At 72.0% G+C, this 6,453-nt stretch carries 4 protein-coding genes; all 4 read left to right on the top strand.

Going from position 1 to position 6,453, the window contains the following annotated elements:
- Nucleotides 1-1,689, top strand: a 1,689-nt coding sequence (locus ACMGEZ_RS29460; RefSeq protein ID WP_436825825.1) for a condensation domain-containing protein, incomplete at its 5' end; no start/stop codon positions are given.
- Between the two features lie 35 nt (nt 1,690-1,724).
- Entirely contained in the window at nt 1,725-2,792 is a 1,068-nt protein-coding gene (locus tag ACMGEZ_RS29465) for a TauD/TfdA family dioxygenase (RefSeq protein WP_436825826.1), read from the top strand.
- Between the two features lie 3 nt (nt 2,793-2,795).
- The gene (locus ACMGEZ_RS29470) at nt 2,796-5,930 is read left to right on the top strand and encodes a non-ribosomal peptide synthetase (protein WP_436825827.1); all 3,135 of its coding nucleotides are present in this window, start codon (nt 2,796-2,798) and stop codon (nt 5,928-5,930) included.
- A partial coding sequence (locus tag ACMGEZ_RS29475; RefSeq protein WP_436825828.1) for a condensation domain-containing protein occupies nt 5,927-6,453 on the top strand: 527 nt, incomplete at its 3' end. The genes ACMGEZ_RS29470 and ACMGEZ_RS29475, both read left to right, overlap by 4 nt.

A 6,453-nucleotide genomic window follows, 5' to 3' on the forward strand; every position in this document is an offset into this window, starting at 1 on the left:
CTGGCGCGCATCTGGTGCGAGGTGCTGGGCGTGGAGCGCGTGGGCCGTCACGACAACTTCTTCGAGCTCGGCGGCCACTCGCTGCTGGCGGCCCAGCTGCTGTCGCGCATCCAGAAGCTCGCCGACCGCAGCATCCCGCTGGCGCTGGTGTTCCAGCGTCCCCTGTTGCACCAGCTGGCGCAATCGCTGCACGCGACAGCGCCTTCAAAGCGCGCGCGAGCCAGCTTCCCGCCCGCCGCGACCGGCCTGCGCGCGCCGATGTCCTATGCGCAGCAACGCCTCTGGTTCCTGTGGAACCTGGATCCGTCGGCGGCCACCTTCAACGTCAGCGCGAGCTTCTGGTTGCGCGGGCCGCTTGACCTCCAGGCGCTGGAGTCCGCCTGCCACGACCTGGTGGCACGCCACGCGGTGCTGCGAACGGTGTTCAGCGAGGAGGACGGGCAGGGATGGCAGCAGGTCGAGGCGCTGCCCGACCCTCCCGCGCCACTGATCGAGCACATCGCGCTCGCGGATGCGCACGAGGATGCAAACGGTGTGCGCCTGCGCGAGCGCGTCGCCGTGCTGGCGCGCCAGCCCTTCGACCTGGTGCGCGGACCGCTGCTGCGCATCCGCCTGATCCAGTTGGACGCGCAGGCCCATCTGATGCTGGTCTCGATGCATCACATCGTGACGGACGGCTGGTCGATGAAGCTCCTGATCAGCGATTTCGTGCGCCTGTATGCCGCGCGACGCAACGGCCTAGAGTCCGGGCTGCCGGCCCTCGCGATCGGCTACGCCGATTTCGCGATCGGCCAGCGCCGCTGGCTCGAAGATGGAGAGATGGCGCGCCAGCTCGCCTACTGGACAGCCAGGATCGCCGGCGTGCCGGCGCTGCGGCTCGCGCCGGACAAGGCACCGCCGCCGGTGCGCAGCCATCCCTGCGGCGTGCTGCGCTTCCCCTTGGCCGGCGCCGGCACGGCGCAGCTGCGCACCTTCGCGCAGCGCCATGCGGCCTCGCCCTTCATGGTGCTGCTGGCTGCCTTCTCCGTCGCCATGGCGGAGCGCACCGGCGAGGCACGCTTCCTCGTCGGCACCGACATGGCCAACCGCAATCACCAGGAGACGGAGGACCTGGTCGGCTTCTTCGTCAACCAGGCGGCGCTGGTCATCGACTGCGCGGCGCCGGATTCCTTCGCTGGGCTGCTGGCGCAGCTGCAGCGCACGGTGGCGGAGGCTGCCGACCACCAGGACATGCCCTTCGACCGCCTGGTGGATGCGGTGCGCGCCGGCCGGCGCGGCAGCGGCGGCGGCCGCGCGCCGCTGTTTCAGGTCAAGGTGATCCACCAGGATCAGACGGCGCCGCCGCTGTCGCTGCCCGGCCTCCAGATCGAGGAATACCCGCTGGAGGCGGCCGAGGCCGAGATCGACCTGCTCGTCGGCTTCGTGCTTGAGAGCGGGCACCCCGGCCTCGCGATCAAGTACGACCGCGAACTCTTCGAGGACGCGAGCATCGCCGGCATCGGCCGGGAGATCGCCGCGGTGCTCGGCGCCGGCCTGGCGGACCCGGCCATCTCCATCGAGCAGCTGCGCGCCCTGGCCAGGGGCGAGCGGCAGGCATCGCAACAGCTGCAGGCGCGCGATCGCCTGCGCCAACTGGCGCATGCGCGCGCGGGATTGAGGTCGCGGACAGCGGCCTCGCCCGCCAACTGAGCGCGTCCTTCATCGCAACGAAAGGAATGTCTTCCATGAATCCGAACATGCAGAGGCCGAGGATCGGCAGCCCCCGGCGCAGCGCGGCGGCGGGCGCGGCCCTCGCGCTGGTGCGCTGGTCCGGCCTGCCCGGGCACGACGGCTTCCCGGCGCTGTGCGAGCCGGCCCTGCCCGGCGTCAGCCTGCCCGAATGGGCCGGCACGCAGCGGCAGGAGATCGAGCGGCGCCTGCTCGTGCACGGCGCGATCCTGTTCCGCGGCTTCGCAGTGGCGAGCGCGGCTGAATTCAACCAGTGCGTGGACGCCATGTCCGGCGGCGCGCTGGAGTACCGGTTCAGAGCCTCGCCGCGCACCCAGATCCAGAACGACCTGAACGTCTACACCTCTACCGACTACCCGCAAGCGGAGAGCATCTTCCCGCACAACGAGCATTCGTACTCGCCGGTCTTCCCGCTCCATCTCTTCCTGTACTGCGAGCTGCCGGCACTCACCGGCGGCGAGACGCCGATCGGCAGCACGCGCAGCCTGCTCGCACGCATCCGGCCCGAGGTGCGCGAGCGCTTCGAGCGCCGGCGGATCATGTACGTGCGCAACTACGGCGAGGGTTTCGGCCTGCCCTGGCAGACGGTGTTCCAGACCACCGAGCGCAGCGGCGTGGAAGCCTACTGCCGCCGTGTCGGCATCGAGCCCGAATGGAAGAGCGGCGACCGGCTGCGCACCCGCCAGATCGGCCCCGCGCTGATGCGCCACCCGAAGACGGGAGAGGCGGTGTGGTTCAACCACGGAACCTTCTTCCACGAGCTCACCCTTCCTGCGGCGGTGCGCGAGCAGCTGCGCAGCGAATACGAAGCCGAGGACCTGCCGCAGAACACCTTCTACGGCGACGGCTCGCCCATCGAGCCCGAGGCCATCGCCCATCTGCAGGCGCTCTACCAGGAGGTGATGGTCGGCTTCCCGTGGCGCAAGGGCGATGTGCTGATGCTGGACAACATGTTGGCCTTGCACGGGCGCGGCCCCTATACCGGGCCACGCCGGGTGATGGTGGCGATGGCGCAGCCCTGCACCGGCGCCGAGCTGGACCTCGCTGTCGAGAAGGAGGACTGAGGCATGGAGATCATCCGCAACGACGGTGCAAGGACCTACCGCCTGTCCTCTCAGCAGTGCGGCCTGCATGGCCCGCAGGCGGCGGGCGCGGGCGCCATCCATGTGGTCCTGCTCGAAGGTCCGGCGCAGGGGGCAGCGGCGCTGCGCGAGGCGCTCGAATGCAGGGTCGCGCACCACGAGATCCTGCGCATGCGCTACCGCGCCGTGGCTGGGCTGCGCTATCCGCTGCAGGACGTGCTGCCGGCCTTGCCGCCTACATGGACGACCCTCGACGGACCGGTCGGCGACGAGGCGCTGATGGCAGCGGCGCGCTCGGCGGTGGATGCGCGCGAAGGGGCGGTGCTCGGTGCCGCGCTGGCCGTATCGGCGGACGGGCGCGCGAAATGGGCGCTCGCCGCGCCTGCGCTCAGCCTCGATGCCGAGGCCCTGCAGGCGCTCGCGCTGGCCTGTGCCGCGTCCGGCACTGAGCTTCTCGATGATGGGGCCTTGCAGTACCCCGACTACGTCGGCTGGCAATGCGAGTTGCTGGCGAGCGAGCTGGGGCAGCAGGGTGCGCGCTTCTGGGCCGCGCAGGCCACCGCGCCGGCGTCCCGCCTGCCCTTCGGGGGCGCGCGTGCAGGCGCAGCCGTGGAATACCTTCGCCTCGCCGAGGGCACCACGCTGGCGCTGGCCGAGCTGGCCGAGCGCCTCGGGATGCCGACGGCTTCGGTGCTCGCCGGCCTGTGGGCCGCCTTCCTGGCACGCATCGCCGCGACCGGGACGCCCACCTTCCACTGGCATGTCGACGGCCGCTCGGAAGAGCTGGCCGGTGCGCTGGGCTGCTTCGCGGCCGGGCTGCCGGTGTCGCTGCGGCTCGATCCGCAGGCGCCCGCCGAGGCGCTGCTGCGCGCGGTCGATGCCGAGCTGCAGGCGGCCGCCTCGTGGCAGGAGTGCTTCGATGCCGCGGCCTTGCTCGACGGCCAGGCCGGCGGGGGCCGGCCGCAGGGCGGCATCGGGTTTGCGTACCTGCGCCTGCGCGGCACGCCGGGCGGCTGGGCCTGCACGCGCATCGAGCGCGATCCTGCCGGCGCGGCGCTGCTGTGCGAATGCCTCGATGCGGACGGCCGCCTCACGCTGCGCTGGAGCAGCGCGGGCGCCTGTTCCGCACAGGCGCTGCGGACCTGGGCGCGCCAGTTCGCGACCCTGCTGGCCTCGGCAGCCGGGCAGCCCGAACTCGCCTGGCCGCGTTGGGACCTGCTCGGCGCCGACGAGCGCGTGGAGATCCTGCAGGCGGCCGTGGTCGGCCTGCGCGCCGGCGATGCGCCGGCGGCCACGCTGCACGGCCTGTTCGAGACGCAGGCCGCGCGCCGACCCGAGGCGCCGGCCCTCGTCTGCGGCGAGGAGCGCCTGAGCTACGGCGCCCTGGCGAAGCGTGCCGATCGCCTCGCCAACCGGCTACGCCGGCGCGGCATCGGCGAGGAGCAGGTCGTGGGCATCCACCTGGGCCGCTCGGTCCATGTGGTCGCCGCCATGCTGGCGGTGCTGAAGGCGGGGGCGGCCTATGTCCCGCTGGATCCGGCCTATCCGGCGCAGCGCATCTCGGCCATGCTGGAGGATGCCCAGGTCCGCGCGGTCATCGCCGAAGCGCACGACCGGCCGTTGCTCGGCGGGCTGCGCCTCGACTGCATCTGTGTCGACGACGAGGAGGAGGACGGGCCCGACGAGGATGGCGAGGGGAACGCCGTCCTGCCCGGCGCGCACGTGCATCCCGGCAGCCTGGCCTACCTCATCTACACCTCCGGCTCGACCGGGCGCCCGAAGGGGGTGATGGTCAGCCACGCCAACGCAGTGGCCTCGACGGCGGCGCGCTTCGCCTTCTATGCGGAGCCGGTCTCGCGCTTCCTGCTCCTGTCCTCGCCTTCCTTCGACAGCTCGGTGGCCGGCATCTTCTGGACCCTGGGGCAGGGCGGCGCCCTGCACCTGCCGACCGAGGCGCTGTTCCAGGACCCCGTGCAGATCGCCGCGCTGATGGCGCGCGAAGGCATCTCGCACGTGCTGGCGCTGCCATCGTTCCACCGGCAGATCCTCGACCACCTGGAGGACCCGAGCCGGCTGCGCTGCGCGATCGTGGCGGGCGAGGCCTGCGTGGCCGAGGTGGTGCAGCAGCACCGCCGGCGCGCGCCCGGCGCCGCCCTGGTGAACGAGTACGGGCCGACCGAGGGCACCGTCTGGTCCAACGCGTTCCTGATCGAGGGCCTGCCGGCCGAGGGCGAGCGCATCCCGATCGGCCGGCCCATTCCCTCCATGAAGGGCCATGTGCTCGACGAGCGACTCGCGCTGTGCCCGATCGGCGTGGCCGGCGAGTGGTACATCGGCGGCACCGGCATCACACGCGGCTATCGCGGGCAGCCCGGCCTGACGGCGCAACGCTTCGTCGCCGATCCCTTCGAGCCGTGCGGGCGGCTCTACCGCACCGGCGACCGGGTGCGGCTGCGGCCCGACGGCGAGCTCGAGTACCTGGGCCGCATCGACAACCAGGTGAAGCTGCGTGGGCACCGCATCGAGCTGGACGAGATCGAGCAGAACCTGCTGGCGCATAAAGACGTGCGCGAGGCGGTCGTGCTGTTGCAGGACGATCCGGGGCCGCGGCTCGTGGCTTGCGTGGTGACGGCGGCGGCGGCGCAGGGCAGCGAGGAGTTCGCGCTGCGCGAGGCGCTGGGGGCGCATCTTCGTGCCCGCCTGCCGGCCTTCATGGTGCCGGCACGGTTTGTCCTGCTGCCGCGCCTTCCGGCCATGCCGAACGGCAAGGTCGACCGCCGTGCGCTGCTGGCCCTGGCGGACGCGGGAACGCGCGCGCGCCATGTCGCACCGGTCACCGAGGTCGAGCGGGCGCTGGCGGAGATCTGGCAGGCGGTGCTGAAGGTCGAGCGCGTGGGGCTCGAGGACAGCTTCTTCGAGCTCGGCGGCCATTCCCTGCTCGCCACGCAGGTCAGCGCCCGCATACGGCAGCAGCTCGCCGTCGAGCTGCCGCTGCGGGACCTGCTCGACGCCGGGAACCTGGCGGAACTGGCGGCGCGCGTGCAGCGGTTGGCCGACACCGCCGGCGACGAGGCGGCGAAGATGGAAGCGCTGCTCTCGGATGCGGAGGCGGGCGCGTGAGCGCGCGCGACCAGTTCGACGCCATTGCGGCGCGGCTGTTGGCGCTCGATCCAGGCGCGCGGCAGGCTGTGTTGCGCAGGATGATGGCGCAGGGGCTGAATCCGGCGCGCCTGCCGATCTTTCCCGGCGAGCGGCAGGTCGCGACCGTGTTGGCCTCCGCCCAGGCGCGCCAGTGGTTCCTGTGGCAGCTCGACCCGGGCAGCACGGCCTATCACCTCGCCGGTGCGCTGAAGCTGCAAGGCACGCTGGATGTGGAAGCGCTGCGGGCCAGCTTCGCGGCGCTGGTGCAGCGCCATGAATCGCTGCGCACCGTGTTCCGTGCCGATGCGCGGGGGGTGGGCGAGCAGGTGGTGCGTCCGCACATGGCGATCGAGCCGGCGCTGCTCGATGTGAGCGGCGAGCCCGTGCAGGCACGCGAGGAAAAGGCGAGGGAAGAAGCGAGGCGGCTGAGCCAGACGCCCTTCGACCTGGGCGAAGGGCCTCTGCTGCGCGTGGGTCTGATCAGGTTGTGCCCGGACGAACA

Source organism: Variovorax stachyos (assembly GCF_051400855.1).
Lineage (GTDB): Bacteria > Pseudomonadota > Gammaproteobacteria > Burkholderiales > Burkholderiaceae_C > Variovorax.

Excerpts from the sequence above, each read along its gene's own strand:
- ACMGEZ_RS29465 (WP_436825826.1), top strand. The coding sequence starts at position 1,725 with ATGAATCCGAACATGCAGAGGCCGAGGATCGGCAGCCCCCGGCGCAGC.
- ACMGEZ_RS29470 (WP_436825827.1), top strand. The coding sequence starts at position 2,796 with ATGGAGATCATCCGCAACGACGGTGCAAGGACCTACCGCCTGTCCTCT.